Below are 16,149 nucleotides of genomic sequence, written 5' to 3' on the forward strand. Positions count from 1 at the left end.
CCGATTGGGCCTGTTTTTTTATTTCACGACGCGAAGAGCCGGACGACCACCGCGCGGAGGCGGATCGTCATCAGGGTCATTGTCGTCGTGATGATCGGGTTTATCGCCATCAATCAGTGACATCACCGTGTCGCTTTCGCGCTCATCGGATGCGTTGTCATCATTCAGGCTGGCAACATCTTCATCATACGCCGCTTCCGGCTCGAACATGGTACCCGCACCGTTTTCACGCGCGTAGATAGCCAGCACGGCTGCCAGAGGTACGGAAACCTGACGCGGCACGCCGCCGAAACGCGCGTTGAAGCGCACTTCATCGTTTGCCAGCTCCAGGTTACCCACCGCACGCGGCGCAATGTTCAGTACGATCTGTCCGTCACGCGCGTATTCCATTGGAACCAGCACGCCCGGCAACGTCACATCCACAACCAGGTGCGGCGTGAGCTGGTTATCCAGCAGCCATTCATAGAAGGCGCGCAGCAGATACGGACGGCGTGGGGTAAGTTGTGACATTTCCACAGTCATTAGCCTCGGCCGAGACGCATTTCACGTTCCGGTTCAGTTAAAGATGCCAGGAAAGAGTCGCGTTCAAATACGCGAGTCATATAGCCTTTCAGCTCTTTCGCGCCAGGACCACTGAACTCTACGCCCAGGGTTGGCAGACGCCACAGCAGCGGTGCCAGGTAGCAATCCACCAGGCTGAACTCATCGCTCAGGAAGAACGGCTTCTGACCAAACACCGGGGCGATAGCCAGCAGCTCTTCACGCAGCTGCTTACGCGCAGCGTCGGCTTCAGAAGCGGAACCGCTGACGATAACGTTCATCAGCGAGTACCAGTCTTTTTCGATACGCTGCATGTACAGGCGGCTTTCACCACGCGCGACAGGGTAAACAGGCATCAGTGGCGGATGCGGGAAACGCTCATCCAGATATTCCATAATGATACGGGATTCCCACAGGGTCAGCTCGCGATCCACCAGCGTCGGTACGCTTTGGCTCGGGTTGAGATCGATCAGATCCTGAGGCGGGTTATCCTTTTCCACATGCTCGATCTCAAAACTGACACCCTTCTCGGCCAGCACGATACGAACCTGATGGCTATAAATGTCAGTAGGACCAGAAAACAGCGTCATTACCGAACGTTTGTTGGCAGCGACAGCCATGAAAACCTCCAGGTATATTCAGAATTTTTACTGCTACCAGCCCAACAGGGGCCAGCCAGATGTTGTATCGCCCATCCCAGAGAAAACACATTGTTCAAGAAACGAACAAAAATCGAGTATTCACCGATATTTGGGCAGAAAATTGGATGATAGTTTACCAGATTTTGATGGCTTTGTGGTGAGGGGATTCTGGAAATGTGGAAAAAGAGAAGATATATGCATGGAGATTGTGGATAACCTGCGCATTATCCATAAAAAAACCCGCCGAAGCGGGTTTTTCGCCAATCGTTCTGCGTAAGCAGAATGGATTAACGTTTGGAGAACTGTGGACGACGACGTGCTTTACGCAGACCCACTTTCTTACGTTCAACCTGACGCGCGTCACGAGTAACGAAGCCAGCTTTACGCAGTTCAGAACGCAGGGATTCGTCGTACTCCATCAGAGCGCGGGTGATACCGTGACGGATCGCACCTGCCTGACCGGAGATACCACCACCTTTAACGGTGATGTACAGATCCAGTTTTTCTACCATGTCAACCAGTTCCAGCGGCTGGCGAACTACCATGCGGGCAGTTTCGCGACCGAAGTATTGTTCCAGAGAACGCTGGTTGATTACGATTTTACCACTGCCCGGTTTGATGAAAACGCGAGCTGCGGAACTTTTGCGGCGACCAGTGCCGTAGTATTGATTTTCAGCCATTGCCTATAATCCCGATTAGATGTCAAGAACTTGCGGTTGCTGTGCCGCGTGGTTGTGCTCGTTGCCTGCGTAAACTTTCAGTTTACGGAACATAGCACGACCCAGCGGGCCTTTTGGCAGCATGCCTTTAACCGCGATTTCAATCACACGCTCAGGACGGCGAGCAATCATCTCTTCAAAGGTCGCTTCTTTGATACCACCGATGTGGCCGGTGTGGTGATAGTACACTTTGTCAGTACGCTTGTTGCCGGTTACAGCAACTTTATCAGCGTTCAGAACGATGATGTAATCACCGGTATCAACGTGCGGAGTGTATTCCGCTTTGTGCTTACCGCGCAGGCGACGAGCCAGTTCAGTAGCCAGACGGCCCAGAGTTTTACCGGTCGCGTCAACAACATACCAGTCGCGCTGTACGGTTTCTGGTTTAGCTGTAAAAGTTTTCATTAAAAGCTTACCCAAATAATAAGTTACACGTTGGTGAACACCCAAACGTTTAGTCAGTTGAGGTTCACACGACAAAGTCCGGCAAACCTACCCCTTCGAATAGCTAATGCCGACACATAGAAAGTTTCGGGAAAAAAACCTTCTCGTAACGTGGGGTCGCAAGATTATAGAGAAGTTGAGGTCAAAGATCGACCCTTAAATGTGATTTGGAATGGGTTTTTCGGGGGTAAGTATTGTGCGGTCTGGTGCCCTCACCCCCGGCCCCTCTCCCACAGGGAGAGGGTGGCATTTATTAACGTCTGGTGCCCTCACCCCCAGCCACTCTCCCACAGGGAGAGGGTGACGTTTGTTACGGCATATGCTCCAGCTTCAGGTATTCCTCGCTCTGCATCTCCTGCAGGCGCGACAGGCAGCGCTGGAATTCAAACTTCAGCCGCTCGCCCTGGTAAATCTCATATAAAGGTACCTCGGCGCTGACCACCAGCTTGACGTGGCGCTCATAAAACTCGTCCACCAGCGCAATGAAGCGCCGTGCTTCACTCTCCATCAGCCGCGTCATCACCGGTACATCCAGCACCATCACGGTGTGGAACAGACGCGAAAGCGCAATGTAGTCGTGCTGGCTGCGGGCATCCACGCAGAGCGTCGTAAAAGAGACCGCCAGCGTTTGGTTTTCGACGCCAAGGGTGGGCAGCGGACGATGGTTAATCTCGAGTGCCGGGGCGTGCTCGCGTTTTGCCCCCGCCAGCGCCAGCCAAAGCTTATCCATCTCGCGGGTGGTCTCTGCATTTAACGGCGAAAGCCACAGGTGCGCCTGGGTCAGCGTGCGCAAACGATAGTCAACACCGGCATCGACGTTCATGATGTCGCAGTGCTGCTTGAGGGCATCGATGGCGGGCAGGAAGCGTGCCCGCTGCAGGCCGTTACGATAGAGCTCATCCGGCGGGATATTTGACGTGGCCACCAGCGTGATCCCGCGGGCAAATAGCGCTTTCATCAGGCCGCCTAACAGCATGGCATCGGTGATGTCGGACACAAAAAACTCGTCGAAGCAGAGCACGTCGGTTTCCGCCTTGAACCTGTCGGCCACAATCTCCAGCGGATCGCTCTTGCCCTGCAGTGCGGTCAGCTCTTCATGCACCCGCAGCATAAAACGATGGAAGTGCAGACGCTGTTTACGTGCGCCAGGCAGGCTCAGATAGAACAGGTCCATCAGCCAGGTTTTTCCGCGACCGACCCCGCCCCACATATATAAACCGCGCACCGACGCGTGAGCCTGTGGCGCTTTTTTACCGAGCAACCGCCCAAACGCCGCTTTAAGCCCACCATTCTGTTCGACTTCAGCGGGTTTTGTCGTGAGCTCCTGGTAAATCATCTCCAGACGGTTTACCGCCTCACGTTGAACGTCATCAGGCTGATGAGTGCCCTCGTTTAGGGCCAGTTGATATCGCGATGCAGGGGACAGGTTTTGCATAATCTTATTGTTATTCCTTCAATTAACGCTCACCAGCAGACGCGACTGATGAAAAAAAGGCCGTTCTACACTACGCGATGATACGTCAGGATTCCACTTCTACAGAAATAGCGGTTATAGTGGCATTATCAGGCACAGGCAGGAGCCGAGCCAACACCCTACGGAACAACAAGACAACGGGAGAAGTTCATGACCTGGGAATATGCGCTAATCGGTTTAGTCGTCGGCATCGTTATCGGTGCTGTGGCCATGCGTTTCGGTAATCGCAAATTGCGTCAGCAGCAGTCACTGCAGTACGAACTGGAAAAGAACAAAGCCGAGCTGGAAGAGTATCGTGAAGAGCTGGTCAGCCATTTTGCCCGTAGCGCCGAGCTGCTGGACAACATGGCGACCGACTATCGTCAGCTGTATCAACATATGGCCAAAAGCTCCAGCAGCCTGCTGCCGGAAATGACCGCGGAAACCAACCCGTTCCGCAACCGTCTGGCTGACTCTGAAGCCGGTAACGATCAGGCGCCCGTTCAGATGCCTCGCGACTATTCAGACGGCGCGTCCGGCCTGCTGCGCGGCGGTGTAAAACGCGATTAATCGCACAACCTGAATTTATTTTACGGGCGCAGCGATTGCGCCCGTCCTTTCTTGATGACCCCAGCTATCATTTAGTTAAACACCTCATTGTTCAGCGGTTTAAAATTCAATAACATCAACGTGTTTTTGGGGCCGTTTTTCCTTTATTCCAGGTTACGAGAGTCAACATCGATGAAGAAAAAAAACCAGCTGTTGAGCGCTATCGCGTTAAGTGTCGGGTTATCTCTCTCGGCGTCCGTTCCTGTATTTGCCGCCATTCCCTCCCAGGTGCCTGGCCAGGCGGCCATTCCAAGCCTCGCACCCATGCTGGAAAAAGTGTTGCCTGCGGTCGTCAGCGTTCAGGTTGAGGGTACCGCAGTACAAAGCCAACGCGTCCCTGAAGAACTGAAAAAATATTTTGGCGATGAATCTCCCGACCAGCAGGCTCAGCCTTTTGAAGGCCTGGGTTCTGGCGTCATTATTGATGCGGCAAAAGGCTATATTCTGACCAACAATCATGTCATCAGCCAGGCCGATAAAATCAGCGTCCAGCTGAACGATGGCCGCGAATTCGATGCCAAACTGATCGGCGGAGATGACCAGAGCGACATCGCGCTGTTACAGGTGCAAAACCCGAGCAACCTGACCCAAATTGCCATCGCGGACTCCGACAAACTGCGCGTCGGCGATTTTGCCGTCGCCGTGGGCAACCCCTTTGGTTTAGGGCAGACCGCGACTTCCGGGATCGTCTCCGCGCTGGGACGCAGCGGCCTCAATCTGGAAGGGCTGGAAAACTTTATCCAGACCGATGCCTCCATCAACCGTGGGAACTCCGGCGGGGCATTGCTCAACCTTAACGGCGAGCTGATAGGGATTAACACGGCGATTCTGGCCCCGGGCGGCGGCAGCATCGGGATCGGTTTTGCTATCCCCAGCAATATGGCCAAAACCCTCTCTCAACAGCTCATTCAGTTTGGCGAAGTCAAACGCGGGCTGCTGGGTATTAAAGGCATGGAGATGAGCGCGGATATTGCAAAAGCGTTCAACATCAATGTACAGCGCGGGGCGTTTGTCAGTGAAGTGCTGCCTAACTCCGGCTCGGCAAAAGCGGGCGTGAAATCGGGTGATGTGATCGTCAGCCTCAACGACAAGCCGCTGAGCAGCTTTGCAGAACTGCGTTCGCGGATTGCCACAACGGAACCTGGTGCCAAAGTGAAGCTGGGCCTGATACGTGACGGTAAGCCGCTGGACGTTGAAGTCACGCTGGATAAGAGCACCTCTTCCTCTGCCAGTGCGGAGCTTATCGCCCCGGCCCTGCAAGGGGCTACGTTGAGCGATGGGCAGTTGAAAGACGGTACGAAAGGCATTCGCATCGAGACCGTCGAGAAGAGCAGCCCTGCCGCACAGGCCGGATTGCATCAGGATGACGTGATCATTAGCGTAAACCGCAATCGCGTGCAGTCCATTGCCGAACTGCGCAAGGTGCTGGAAAGTAAACCGGCGGTTATTGCCCTGCAGGTCATGCGTGGCAATGAGTCCATCTATATACTGTTGCGCTAAGCATTTGTGACCCGGACATCACCGCTGCGTGTGATGTCCGGATAACTCATGTTATGCTGCAAATCGTTCCTTTTTTAACGACACGCGCATCATGCTTTTAAAGCTCTTACGTTCTATTGTCATCGGTTTGATTGTTGCTGGCCTGCTGCTGCTGGCGCTGCCGTCTATACGTCAGCTCAATAAACTGTCGGCTCCCCAGTTCGATAGCACGGATGAAACGCCAGCCACCTATAACCAGGCCGTTCGCCGTGCCGCACCTGCCGTGGTTAACGTCTATAATCGTGGTCTGAACACCTCAGCCCACAACCAGCTGGAGATCCGTACCCTCGGCTCCGGCGTAATAATGGACGAGCGCGGCTACATTATTACCAACAAGCACGTGATTAACGATGCCGACCAGATCATCGTCGCCCTGCAGGATGGCCGCGTATTTGAGGCGTTACTCGTTGGATCTGACAGCCTGACCGACCTGGCCGTGCTGAAAATTAACGCCACGGGCGGTTTGCCGGTCATCCCGATCAACCGTAAACGAACCCCGCATATTGGTGACGTCGTCCTGGCGATTGGTAACCCTTACAACCTGGGTCAGACCATCACCCAGGGGATTATTAGCGCGACCGGTCGTATTGGCCTCAACCCCTCCGGGCGGCAGAACTTCCTGCAAACCGATGCCTCCATCAACCACGGTAACTCCGGCGGGGCGCTGGTCAACTCGCTGGGCGAACTGATGGGCATCAACACCCTCTCGTTCGATAAGAGTAACGACGGCGAGACGCCGGAAGGGATCGGCTTTGCCATTCCATTCCAGCTGGCGACCAAGATCATGGATAAGCTGATCCGCGACGGACGCGTGATCCGCGGCTATATCGGTATCGGCGGGCGCGAAATTGCACCGATGCATACCCAGGGCGGCGGTATCGATCAGATTCAGGGGATTGTGGTGAATGAAGTGTCGCCTGGTGGCCCGGCCGCTAATGCGGGTATTCAGGTAAATGACGTCATTGTGTCGGTCAACGGCACGCCAGCGGTCTCTGCGCTGGAGACGATGGATCAGGTAGCGGAAATTCGTCCGGGCTCTATCATCCCTGTGGAAGTCATGCGCAACGATAAGAAACTGACGCTGCATGTGACGATTCAGGAATATCCGGCCACTAACTGACAAGCATAAAAAAACGGAGCGATAAGCTCCGTTTTTTTTGCCGGAAGACGGTTCGTTTTACTTGTTAACGAACTCTTCACCCAGGGTGATATCTTTCTTCAGCGTATCCAGCATACCTTCCATCGCGTGTTGTTCAAACGCGCTCAGCGTACCAATGGATTTACGCTCTTCGATACCGTTTTTACCCAGCAGCAGCGGTTGAGAGAAGAAGCGAGCGTGTTCGCCATCGCCTTCAACGTAAGCGCATTCAACAACGCCTTTCTCGCCCTGCAGAGCGCGAACCAGTGACAGGCCAAAACGCGCAGCTGCCTGACCCATAGACAGGGTTGCAGAACCGCCACCCGCCTTCGCTTCCACCACTTCGGTGCCCGCGTTCTGGATGCGTTTAGTCAGGTCAGCCACTTCCTGCTCGGTGAAGCTCACGCCTGGGATCTGCGACAGCAGAGGCAGGATGGTGACGCCAGAGTGACCGCCAATGACCGGCACTTCCACTTCTGTTGGCTGTTTGCCTTTCAGCTCAGCAACAAAGGTGTTGGAACGGATGATATCCAGCGTGGTCACGCCGAACAGTTTGTTTTTGTCGTAAACACCCGCTTTCTTCAGCACTTCTGCCGCGATAGCCACGGTGGTGTTCACCGGGTTAGTGATGATACCGATGCATGCTTTCGGGCAGATTTCTGCAATCTGCTGCACCAGGTTTTTCACGATGCCCGCGTTGACGTTGAACAGGTCTGAACGATCCATGCCTGGCTTACGCGCCACGCCTGCAGAAATCAGCACCACGTCAGCACCCTGCAGTGCAGGACGTGCATCTTCACCGGAGAAGCCTTTGATTTTTACAGCGGTCGGGATGTGGCTCAGGTCAACCGCCACACCTGGGGTTACCGGAGCAATATCGTACAGAGAGAGTTCTGAGCCTGAAGGCAGTTGGGTTTTCAGTAGTAGGGCAAGCGCCTGGCCGATACCACCAGCAGCGCCGAGGACTGCGACTTTCATCCTAAACTCCTTATTATGGTTAACTTAAGTATCTGTAAATCCGTTGCGGCGACCATAATTCAGCAAGTAAATAATTACAATTTTCGTAGCTAAAGAATTTGAGGTCACGCGACTTTATCTCTCATCAGAAGACTATCTGACGACAAATGGCAACGCATTAAGAGGTGGTTACAATACACCCTGCCCCGCCACCAAAACAACATCATTTTGATAACATTTAATTTACTTTTAAGCTTATTTGCGCGGCGTGACCCAGGCATGTTTTCTGATAACGAAATCTGATAAAATCACTCCCTTTCATAACATTATTTCAGCCTGGCGCTGGGTAGATAATTTGCATAAAAATTCATCCACATGCATAATAATGTTGTTTCTATCGTCATATTCCGGGTGACTTATGCGAAGCTCGTCTAAGCAAGAAGAATTAGTAAAGGCGTTTAAGGCGCTACTCAAAGAAGAGAAATTCAGTTCTCAGGGAGAAATTGTTCAGGCGCTGCAGGAACAAGGCTTCGATAACATCAATCAGTCGAAAGTCTCCCGCATGTTAACGAAATTTGGCGCGGTGCGTACCCGTAACGCCAAGATGGAGATGGTCTATTGCCTGCCGGCAGAACTTGGCGTGCCGACCACCTCCAGCCCGCTCAAAAATCTGGTTCTGGATATCGATCATAACGACGCCGTAGTGGTGATCCACACAAGCCCTGGTGCCGCACAGCTGATTGCCCGCATGCTGGACTCGCTGGGTAAAACGGAGGGGATCCTCGGGACTATCGCCGGCGATGACACCATCTTTACCACACCAGCCAGCGGTTTCTCCGTGAAAGATCTCCACGAAGCGATTCTGGTTCTGTTCGAACAGGAACTCTAATCCCCTCTCCCCGTAGCGTCGCTACGGGGATCGTTCTGCTTACGCTGCGTTTCCCCCTCTTTTCTACTGCCCTTCACTTTGACAAATAGTGCTTTTTACCACCCATTAACATTCATCTGGTGAATGCTAAATCAAAAAATCGCACAAAAAATCAAAAGCCACTATCCATATGATTTAATTAGATATAACCACCAAAATCGAACAAAAAAAACCCAATATTATGCAATTTGGTTATAAAAAATAGTCTGGTTAACACGTAATAACAACAGAAACCATTAGTCTGGTATTAATTTTTACCGTTATTAGTGTATACTTGATTTTGTGATGAGGGTCACGAAACAAGACCCCACTAAAAAATTCGACGAGGTAAGAATCATGAAAATCAAATCAACTGTAGCGGCGCTGAGCGTCCTGTCTGTCCTGTCATTCGGTGCTTTCGCTGCCGACTCTATCAATGCTGACCAGGCGCAATCCCGCCAGGCCATCGGTACGGTTTCTGTCGGCGCGGTCGGCACATCGCCAATGGACATGCATGAGATGCTGAACAAAAAAGCGGAAGAACAGGGTGCGTCATCCTATCGCATCATCGAAGCGCGTTCTGGTGACCACTGGCACGCCACCGCTGAACTGTACAAATAAGTTTGAGTAATAACTGAAAACGTAAATCTCCCCTCAACGGCACCAGGCATAAAAATAGCGGTTCAACCCTTCTCGCCGTTGAGTAAAAAACCCTATTCAGGAGTAAAGACTATGAAAACCAAATTGATCATCGCAACCCTCGGTCTGGCATCTGTTCTCTCTTTCGGCGCAAGCGCAGCCGTACAGCAGGTGAATGCTGACCAGGCACAAAATCTGCAGCCAATGGGCAGCGTGTCCGTGACGTCAGTCACCGGTTCCCCAATGGATATTCGTCAGGAACTGGCCGCCAAAGCTGAAAAAGCAGGCGCCAGCAGCTATCGCGTCACCGAACTGAATCAGGGTGACCACTGGCATGCAACGGCTGAACTGTATAAATAAACCCTCGTCGTATCTCATCATACGACTTGCCCCTGGCCTCATGGTCAGGGGCTTTTTTTGATTCAATGCCGCGCGTTAAAGCGCAGCTGCCCTTCAAGCTCTTCTTCCGCTTCATCGAAAAGCAATATCAGCGCGCCAAAACGTCTGCGAAGCTTATCGGGTAAATGGATGAACTCAATTTCCAGCGGTAGCGGCAGCAGACTGCCGGTCACCACGTCCCACAGCGTATCCAGATTCGTCACGCTTTCCCGTTCAAGATCAAACACCCGGATAAATTCACGGTAGAAGTCTTCCTGACTGTCGATCTCGTCAAAATCAAACGTATAGGTTTTCATTGCCAGCCACCCAGTCCAGGCGAGCGGCAGATGCCGCCCTGTCTATTATAATCCCCCAATATGCAGGGTTTTAACTTCCAGATACTCTTCCAGCCCCAGCACGGAGCCCTCTCGTCCAAGACCTGACTCTTTTACGCCACCAAAGGGCCCGAGCTCCGTGGAGACGGCACACTCGTTAATGCCAATCATCCCGCTCTCGATTGCCTGTGAAACGCGGAAGACCCGTGAGAGATTCTGGGTATAGAAGTAAGCCGCCAGCCCATAGGGCGTGTTGTTGGCGCGCTGGATAACTTCATCTTCCGAGGTGAAACGGAAGCACGCCGCCACCGGGCCAAACGTCTCTTCTTCTGCCAGCTTCATGCCTTCATGGCAGTCGCCCAGTACGGTTGGCATCCAGAAATTCCCACCAAGCGGATGGGGCTTACCCCCAGCCAATACGGTTGCGCCCCGGGCAACGGCATCGTCGACATGCTCACGCACCTTGTTGACCGCAGAAGGTTCAATCAGCGGCCCGACGACCACCCCTTCGTCAAGACCATTCCCCACCTTCAGCCCATTCACCGCATCGGCAAGTTTATTAACAAATTTGTCGTAGACGGTTTCCTGAATATAAAAACGGTTCACGCTGACGCAGACCTGCCCGGCATTGCGGAACTTGTTGGCGATCGCCCCCTTAACCGCTGCGTCGATATCCGCATCCTCAAAAACGATATAAGGAGCATTTCCCCCCAGCTCCATCGAGACTTTCTTCATGGTTTCTGCGGCGTTACGCACCAGCGTTTTGCCGACGGAGGTTGAACCCGTAAAGGAGATTTTACGCACGTCCCGGCTTGCCATAATCGCATCGCTGATTTCATGCGTATTCCCGGCCACGGCGTTGAGCACGCCGTCGGGTACGCCGGCCTGTTTTGCCAGGGTAAGCAGCGCAAAGGCACTGAGCGGTGTGTTATTGGCCGGTTTGATCACCCCGGTACATCCTGCTGCCAGCGCCGGGCCTAACTTGCGGGTGAGCATGGCCATCGGGAAGTTCCACGGCGTAATCGCCGCGACCACACCAATGGGTTCACGGGTCGCCAGAATGCGTGAGCCGGGCTTGATCGGCGGAATAATTTCACCGTTGGCGCGTTTGGCCTCTTCGGCAAACCACTGGATAAAGCTGGCGGCGTATTCGACTTCTCCCTCCGCTTCTTTCAGGGGTTTGCCCTGTTCGGTGGTCATTAACCGCCCGAGCCAGCTTTTATTCTCAATAATCAGTTCGTACCAGCGGTAGAGAATCGCCGAACGCTCTTTTGCAGTTTTGGCACGCCAGGCCGGGAAGGCTTTGGTGGCCGCTGCGATAGCGTCTTCGGTTTGTGCTTTACCCGCCTTCGCGACTTTCGCGATGACTTCCCCGGTCGCGGGGTTAAGTACATCGAAGGTCGTGTCCAGCGTTTTCCAGATTCCGTTGACCAGATAACCGGTCTGAAAAAGGATGTGATCCTGAAGCGCCTGGGTCGTCATGTGTCCTCCCTTCCTGAAATGTAAGAACGTGCTGGAATAAGTATAGCCACAAAAAAACCGACGCTTTTGGCGTCGGTTTTTTTACTTCGGTCAGCTATCCGTGAGAGCGTTCTGGTAGCGATGCAGCATAAACACCAGCCGTCCTACCGGCTCGGTCACCTGAGGCGGCGCTTCCCAGTGCTTTAGCTTCTCTTGGTAGATATCGAGCTCTTCAAGCAGCTGCGTAAAGTAACGACGTCGTTTGTCATCACTGCTGGCGGAAAGCACGTGATCGGCGGTACGACGCAGCTGGCGGTGCCAGGCCGACAGATCGTCGTTGATCGGCACCGGCGCGTTACGCAGACGCTGGTGCGCAATGATCATGGTTAACGCCAGGCGGAACTTCGCGATATCGCCCGGGAACTTGTTCAGCAGTAAAAACAGCTGCTGGTAGAGCGCGGGCAGGTGGTTCTCTTTACGGCGCGCGGTATTGGTTGTCATCGACGACACGGCAGCCGACACGAACTGGTTCAGCAGCACGCGGCCCGTTCTTGCCTGCGAGTTATCCCGTACCAGCAGTATCACCATCATGGCCAGGAAACAGCCCACCAGCTGACCTAATGCGCTGTCGAGGAACTGGCTGAAATGGAAGGTCATCGGGTTATCGAGCACGATGATGTTAATCGTGCTCGCCAGCGCCCCCAGCGATCCCAGGCGCCGCTTTTGTACTTCAATGCCGATAAAGAACGCCATTACCGCCAGACTAATACAGAGCAGCAGCATGCTCTGCTGCGTCGACGGGATGATGACCAGAAAATAGAGCGCGCCTATCGGCAGGGCGGCAATGGTGCCGTATAGGAAATCAATGGCGACCATTCGCGGGTTAGGCAGACGCATCGCCAGTGCGGTCACGACGGCAATCATCACCATCGCGCCGCTGCCGGACGTCCAGCCCGTCCACAGCCAGAACAGCGTGCCGAGCATACAGGCCAGCGTGGTACGCCAGAAGTTGACCATGGCGTGATGACGCTCGGCGGATTCCGCCTTGATCACCACTTCGCCCTGCAGCACCTCTTCTTCCGCCGCGCTGATTTTGGTGTTCCCGATCACGCCGCGCTTCATCAGCAGGTAGCGCGTCGCGGCGCCGACCCAGGTGTAAATAGTTACAGGCGTGTCGCGCTCCCCAGTCCAGGCAATCACCCGACGCATGCGCTTAAGCTGCTTGTGCACGTCCTGCACGGTTTCCACCGGCTCGGCAAACAGTTCGCGGAACGTATCGGTGACCGCTTCCGGTCGGGTGTTCTGAATCAAATAGGTTTCACATGCCTGGGTAATCAGCGTCAGAGAGACGGTGTTGAGGGCTTTCAGGCGACGATTCGCGCGAGCCCAGCGCGAGGACTCCATATTAAGGTTGCTGCGCATCCCTTCCAGCGCCTGCGTACGACGTACCAGCCCGCTCCAGGCTTTATCCACCTCTTCGCTGTCGCCATGCTTAATGCAGAGCTGCATCAGCTGGTACTGGGCAACCATCAGCGCGTCAAGCTCAAGGTCTACTTCCTGCTTGATGGAGCGCGGGGAGAACAGCAGGTCAGCGACGATTGCACTGACAATGCCAATCACAATCTCGCTGCAGCGCTCAACCGCAAACTGTGGGGCAAGCAGCGGTTCAGACTGAATGGTGATGACAATAATCAGCGCGGTATAGCCCGCCAGCCCCCAGGCGTAGGAGTTCTCCACTTTCACCAGAGACGAGATCCAGGTGCAGAAACCCGCCCAGATACAGCAGACCATCAGCATCAGCAGCGGGGTGCGGATCATCAGAATAATAATGGTCAGCGCCGCGAAGCAGCCGATAAACGTCCCGATGATACGCAGCATCCCGCGATAGCGGATCGCGCCAGAATAGGGCTCCCCGCCCGCGGCGAAGGCCGGACCCGCCGCGACAATCGCAGCCGTCAGCACCGCCCAGCGAGGGGTTTCAAGCTGGAAGTGGAAGCCGACAAACAGCGCCAGCACGATGGCGCACGCCAGCTTCACGGCGAAGCGAATGTGCTGGCTGGCGATGGAAAAGATACCCATGGCGATTAACCAAACTCGCGCAGGCGGTGGGCAATTTTACGGAAGAAGGAGTCCTGGCTGGCATCCCGGTCTTTTTCACCGGTAATCACCACCGTCGCCGTGGTACCCGCAGGCCACAGATTTCCCTGCTGTTCATCCAGGTGGATACGCACCGGCACGCGCTGGGCCAGACGCACCCACTCGAGGTTGGAATCTACCGTCGCCATCCCTTTGGCATCGTTAGAGCTGCTGGAGTTAGTCACCCCTGCGGCAACGCTGTCGACGGTGCCTTTAAAGACGCGATTGCTGCCCAGCGGCGTGATCTCCGCGCGATACCCTGGACGTACGCCTTCCAGCTTGGTCTCTTCCATATAGGCGAGCACGTAGAAGGAGTTCTGTTTCACCAGCGCCACGGCGGTTGAGCCGCGGGTAATGAATTCCCCGGCGTAGACGTTCAGGTTGGTCACCCAGCCATCCGACGGCGCACGGATCACGGTGCGCTCCAGATCGAGCTTCGCCAGATCGCGCGTTGCTTGCGCTTTCGCCAGCTGGTGGAGCACGGTCTGCAGCACGTTGTTGGACTGGTCAATCTCTTCACGGGACATTGCCTGAACGCCCAGCTGATTACGGCGGCCAGCCTCGCGGCGTTTCTCCGCAGCCAGCGCCTGGTAGTAGGCCACGTCCGCTTCCGCCTCTTCCAGCGCTTTCTGGTAACGAGGCTGGTCGATGGTGAACAGGACCTGATCTTTCTTCACCAGCTGGTTGTCGTGGACGTTGACCGCCGTGATAAGACCGGCCACGTCAGGGGCGATGGCCACCACATCGGCGCTGAAGCGTGCATCACGCGTCCACGGTGATTCGGTGTAATAGACCCAGGCGCGGAAAATAGCGATGAAGGCGAGGATAACCAGCGCCGTAGTGATGGCAGTGCGGGAGATTTTTCTTGTTAGCGTTTTCACATCAACCTCAGACAAACATGCGCGATATCAGGTAGAACAGGCAGCAATACAGCGCGGTATTGAACAATGCAGGGTGCCAGACGAAATCGTAGATCCCGGTAGGGACCAGCACCTTGCGCACCAGCCAGAAGATCGCCAGTGATAAAAGAAGCTCGAAAAATATCGGTGGGAACGACAGACCGAACACCACGATAACGGGAAACAAACTCATGTTGACCTTGATTAGAGAGAGTGCAGGCTTCAGAATTTTTAAGCGCACGCCACCGCGGGAGAGCAAGAAACGCCGGGCGAGAATGGCGCAGCCGTTATGTAATTAATAATATATTAACGTAACTGTTATGCTGTTATCTATAATATGTGATCTAAATCACTTTTAAGCCAGAGTGAACAATGGAACGTTTAAAACGCATGTCGGTCTTCGCCAAAGTGGTTGAACTGGGCTCCTTTACCGCCGCTGCACGCCAGCTTCAGATGAGCGTCTCATCCATCAGCCAGACGGTGTCCAAACTGGAAGATGAGCTTCAGGTCAAGCTGCTCAACCGCAGCACCCGCAGCATTGGGCTGACGGAAGCGGGTAAAATTTACTATCAGGGCTGTCGCCGCATGCTGCTTGAAGTGCAGGATGTTCACGAACAGCTTTATGCCTTCAACAACACCCCCATCGGCACGCTGCGCATCGGGTGTTCTTCAACTATGGCACAAAATGTTCTCGCTGCCATGACCGCGGATATGCTGAAAGAGTACCCCGGGCTTACCGTCAATCTGGTGACGGGTATCCCGGCGCCGGATCTGATTGCCGACGGGCTGGACGTGGTGATCCGCGTCGGCGCGTTGCAGGATTCCAGCCTGTTCTCGCGTCGGCTGGGCAGCATGCCGATGGTGGTCTGTGCATCGAAAAGCTATCTGGCGCAGTATGGTGTGCCGGAGAAACCCGCCGATCTCACCAACCACTCGTGGCTGGAGTACAGCGTGCGGCCCGACAATGAATTTGAGCTGATTGCCCCGGAAGGGATCTCCACCCGACTGCTGCCGGAGGGACGGTTTGTCACTAACGATCCGATGACCATTTCGCGCTGGCTGGTGGCTGGCGCCGGGATCGCCTACGTGCCGCTGATGTGGGTGATCAACGAGATCAACAGCGGCGTGCTGGAGATCCTCTTCCCACGCTACCAGTCCGATCCGCGTCCGGTGTACGCCCTGTATACCGAAAAAGACAAACTCCCGCTCAAGGTACAGGTGTGTATTAACTATCTGACCGAGTATTTTGTGGACGTGGCGGAGCTGTTTCAGGGGATGCGGGGAAGAAGGAAGGAATAATCGATTTATCCCTGAAAGTATATGAGCGATGAATATTTCCAGGATAAAACCCCTC

The 16,149-nt window shown here is 54.3% G+C and carries 18 protein-coding genes; 7 read left to right on the forward strand and 11 right to left on the reverse strand.

Annotated elements, in window-relative coordinates; all coding sequences use genetic code 11:
* Positions 1-18: 18 nt before the first annotated feature.
* The 5 genes from sspB to zapE all read right to left on the reverse strand — a co-directional run bounded on the left by sspB (position 19) and on the right by zapE (position 3,779).
* On the reverse strand, positions 19-516 hold the full coding sequence (gene sspB / locus AC4IC4_RS20490) for a ClpXP protease specificity-enhancing factor (protein ID WP_024906337.1): 498 nt from the start codon (positions 514-516) through the stop codon (positions 19-21).
* 5 nt (positions 517-521) lie between these two features.
* Entirely contained in the window at positions 522-1,160 is a 639-nt protein-coding gene (gene sspA, locus AC4IC4_RS20495) for a stringent starvation protein SspA (RefSeq protein WP_023333624.1), read from the reverse strand.
* 308 nt (positions 1,161-1,468) lie between these two features.
* Positions 1,469-1,861 (reverse strand): 30S ribosomal protein S9, encoded by a 393-nt coding sequence (rpsI, locus tag AC4IC4_RS20500; protein WP_003860436.1) that lies wholly within the window; start codon positions 1,859-1,861, stop codon positions 1,469-1,471.
* A gap of 15 nt (positions 1,862-1,876) precedes the next feature.
* Positions 1,877-2,305 (reverse strand): 50S ribosomal protein L13, encoded by a 429-nt coding sequence (gene rplM, locus AC4IC4_RS20505; RefSeq protein ID WP_006178824.1) that lies wholly within the window; start codon positions 2,303-2,305, stop codon positions 1,877-1,879.
* Positions 2,306-2,654: 349 nt separating this feature from the next.
* Positions 2,655-3,779: a cell division protein ZapE gene (zapE, locus tag AC4IC4_RS20510; protein ID WP_491471808.1), complete on the reverse strand. Its 1,125-nt coding sequence runs from the start codon at positions 3,777-3,779 to the stop codon at positions 2,655-2,657.
* Between the two features lie 189 nt (positions 3,780-3,968).
* Between zapE and zapG the strand changes: the two genes are divergently transcribed.
* The 3 genes from zapG to degS all read left to right on the forward strand — a co-directional run bounded on the left by zapG (position 3,969) and on the right by degS (position 7,065).
* Positions 3,969-4,367, forward strand: a complete 399-nt coding sequence (zapG, locus tag AC4IC4_RS20515) for a Z-ring associated protein ZapG (protein WP_008502832.1) — start codon at positions 3,969-3,971, stop codon at positions 4,365-4,367.
* A 171-nt stretch (positions 4,368-4,538) separates the two neighbouring features.
* Positions 4,539-5,906, forward strand: coding sequence for a serine endoprotease DegQ (gene degQ, locus AC4IC4_RS20520; RefSeq protein ID WP_248165481.1), 1,368 nt, complete (start codon positions 4,539-4,541; stop codon positions 5,904-5,906).
* Between the two features lie 91 nt (positions 5,907-5,997).
* Positions 5,998-7,065 (forward strand): outer membrane-stress sensor serine endopeptidase DegS, encoded by a 1,068-nt coding sequence (gene degS / locus AC4IC4_RS20525; RefSeq protein ID WP_032650421.1) that lies wholly within the window; start codon positions 5,998-6,000, stop codon positions 7,063-7,065.
* Between the two features lie 57 nt (positions 7,066-7,122).
* Here degS and mdh read toward each other — a convergent pair whose 3' ends face one another.
* A complete protein-coding gene (gene mdh, locus AC4IC4_RS20530; protein ID WP_023309387.1) occupies positions 7,123-8,061 on the reverse strand; it encodes a malate dehydrogenase in 939 nt (312 codons plus the stop codon).
* A gap of 397 nt (positions 8,062-8,458) precedes the next feature.
* Between mdh and argR the strand changes: the two genes are divergently transcribed.
* The 3 genes from argR (at position 8,459) to yhcN (AC4IC4_RS20545) (ending at position 9,946) form a co-directional block, all read left to right on the forward strand.
* Entirely contained in the window at positions 8,459-8,929 is a 471-nt protein-coding gene (argR, locus tag AC4IC4_RS20535; protein WP_023309388.1) for a transcriptional regulator ArgR, read from the forward strand.
* A gap of 375 nt (positions 8,930-9,304) precedes the next feature.
* On the forward strand, positions 9,305-9,568 hold the full coding sequence (gene yhcN / locus AC4IC4_RS20540) for a peroxide/acid stress response protein YhcN (RefSeq protein ID WP_023309389.1): 264 nt from the start codon (positions 9,305-9,307) through the stop codon (positions 9,566-9,568).
* 111 nt (positions 9,569-9,679) lie between these two features.
* Entirely contained in the window at positions 9,680-9,946 is a 267-nt protein-coding gene (yhcN, locus tag AC4IC4_RS20545) for a peroxide/acid stress response protein YhcN (protein ID WP_061096934.1), read from the forward strand.
* 62 nt (positions 9,947-10,008) lie between these two features.
* Here yhcN (AC4IC4_RS20545) and AC4IC4_RS20550 read toward each other — a convergent pair whose 3' ends face one another.
* The 5 genes from AC4IC4_RS20550 to aaeX form a co-directional block, all read right to left on the reverse strand.
* Complete coding sequence (locus tag AC4IC4_RS20550; RefSeq protein WP_008502839.1) at positions 10,009-10,281, reverse strand: barstar family protein; 273 nt, start codon at positions 10,279-10,281, stop codon at positions 10,009-10,011.
* 45 nt (positions 10,282-10,326) lie between these two features.
* Positions 10,327-11,781 carry an NAD-dependent succinate-semialdehyde dehydrogenase gene (locus AC4IC4_RS20555; RefSeq protein ID WP_061716408.1) on the reverse strand — a complete coding sequence of 485 codons (1,455 nt, stop codon included), beginning with the start codon at positions 11,779-11,781 and terminating at the stop codon, positions 10,327-10,329.
* Positions 11,782-11,871: 90 nt separating this feature from the next.
* A complete protein-coding gene (gene aaeB / locus AC4IC4_RS20560) occupies positions 11,872-13,839 on the reverse strand; it encodes a p-hydroxybenzoic acid efflux pump subunit AaeB (RefSeq protein ID WP_491471809.1) in 1,968 nt (655 codons plus the stop codon).
* A 5-nt stretch (positions 13,840-13,844) separates the two neighbouring features.
* Positions 13,845-14,777 carry a p-hydroxybenzoic acid efflux pump subunit AaeA gene (aaeA, locus tag AC4IC4_RS20565; protein WP_032650427.1) on the reverse strand — a complete coding sequence of 311 codons (933 nt, stop codon included), beginning with the start codon at positions 14,775-14,777 and terminating at the stop codon, positions 13,845-13,847.
* 7 nt (positions 14,778-14,784) lie between these two features.
* Complete coding sequence (gene aaeX, locus AC4IC4_RS20570) at positions 14,785-14,988, reverse strand: p-hydroxybenzoic acid efflux pump operon protein AaeX (RefSeq protein ID WP_003860416.1); 204 nt, start codon at positions 14,986-14,988, stop codon at positions 14,785-14,787.
* A 179-nt stretch (positions 14,989-15,167) separates the two neighbouring features.
* On the opposite strand from aaeX, the gene aaeR reads away from it, so the two are divergent.
* Positions 15,168-16,094, forward strand: a complete 927-nt coding sequence (gene aaeR / locus AC4IC4_RS20575; protein ID WP_023309395.1) for an HTH-type transcriptional activator AaeR — start codon at positions 15,168-15,170, stop codon at positions 16,092-16,094.
* The last annotated feature ends 55 nt before the right edge of the window (positions 16,095-16,149 follow it).

It is taken from the genome of Enterobacter sp. Taxon_2 (assembly GCF_058355295.1).

Coding starts and splice junctions, on each gene's coding strand:
- aaeR (WP_023309395.1), top strand. CDS start 15,168: ATGGAACGTTTAAAACGCATGTCGGTCTTCGCCAAAGTGGTTGAACTG.
- rpsI (WP_003860436.1), bottom strand. CDS start 1,861: ATGGCTGAAAATCAATACTACGGCACTGGTCGCCGCAAAAGTTCCGCA.
- rplM (WP_006178824.1), bottom strand. CDS start 2,305: ATGAAAACTTTTACAGCTAAACCAGAAACCGTACAGCGCGACTGGTAT.
- mdh (WP_023309387.1), bottom strand. CDS start 8,061: ATGAAAGTCGCAGTCCTCGGCGCTGCTGGTGGTATCGGCCAGGCGCTT.
- argR (WP_023309388.1), top strand. CDS start 8,459: ATGCGAAGCTCGTCTAAGCAAGAAGAATTAGTAAAGGCGTTTAAGGCG.
- yhcN (WP_061096934.1), top strand. CDS start 9,680: ATGAAAACCAAATTGATCATCGCAACCCTCGGTCTGGCATCTGTTCTC.
- zapG (WP_008502832.1), top strand. CDS start 3,969: ATGACCTGGGAATATGCGCTAATCGGTTTAGTCGTCGGCATCGTTATC.
- aaeX (WP_003860416.1), bottom strand. CDS start 14,988: ATGAGTTTGTTTCCCGTTATCGTGGTGTTCGGTCTGTCGTTCCCACCG.
- zapE (WP_491471808.1), bottom strand. CDS start 3,779: ATGCAAAACCTGTCCCCTGCATCGCGATATCAACTGGCCCTAAACGAG.
- aaeB (WP_491471809.1), bottom strand. CDS start 13,839: ATGGGTATCTTTTCCATCGCCAGCCAGCACATTCGCTTCGCCGTGAAG.
- degS (WP_032650421.1), top strand. CDS start 5,998: ATGCTTTTAAAGCTCTTACGTTCTATTGTCATCGGTTTGATTGTTGCT.
- degQ (WP_248165481.1), top strand. CDS start 4,539: ATGAAGAAAAAAAACCAGCTGTTGAGCGCTATCGCGTTAAGTGTCGGG.
- sspA (WP_023333624.1), bottom strand. CDS start 1,160: ATGGCTGTCGCTGCCAACAAACGTTCGGTAATGACGCTGTTTTCTGGT.
- AC4IC4_RS20555 (WP_061716408.1), bottom strand. CDS start 11,781: ATGACGACCCAGGCGCTTCAGGATCACATCCTTTTTCAGACCGGTTAT.
- AC4IC4_RS20550 (WP_008502839.1), bottom strand. CDS start 10,281: ATGAAAACCTATACGTTTGATTTTGACGAGATCGACAGTCAGGAAGAC.
- yhcN (WP_023309389.1), top strand. CDS start 9,305: ATGAAAATCAAATCAACTGTAGCGGCGCTGAGCGTCCTGTCTGTCCTG.